General features: G+C 78.9%; 1 pseudogene. It reads right to left on the bottom strand.

Annotation, left to right across the window (positions count from 1 at the left end):
• A pseudogene (locus SACPADRAFT_RS34050) lies at window positions 1-402 on the bottom strand (hypothetical protein); the annotation flags it as partial.

The raw sequence follows: 402 nt of genomic DNA, 5'->3' as shown, positions 1-402 counted from the left end.
ACCGCGGGCACGGGGATGCCGAGCGCCCGGCACCGGGCCGCCGTCAGCGCCCGCACGTATCCGGCGGCGTGCGCCCCGTTCGAGCCGACCGTGCGGAGCGCGGTCGTACCACCGGGCCTGCGCCTCCCGCGGATAGTCCTCCTCCGGCCACTCCTCCGCCGGGAGCGGACGGGGCGTGTCCGTCGCGCGGAGCGCGGGGACGTACCCGGTCCGGTGGCAGGGGATTCGCACGTACCGGGTGAGCCGGTACCGCGCCTCCTCGACGTCGTGGGCCACGGCACGGACGCGCACCGTGCCCAGCCACAACCGCACGCACCGCCCCCGCCTCCGTTCCTCCCACGCCCGCCGGGCGGGGCTGTCCTCCGTCGCCTCCGGCCCGGTGCCCGGGTCCGCCGCGGCGGA

This window comes from Saccharomonospora iraqiensis subsp. paurometabolica YIM 90007 (assembly GCF_000231035.2).
GTDB lineage: Bacteria > Actinomycetota > Actinomycetes > Mycobacteriales > Pseudonocardiaceae > Saccharomonospora > Saccharomonospora paurometabolica.
Note: the sequence above shows the minus strand (reverse complement) of the source record. Positions and strands in the feature narration are given on the sequence as shown.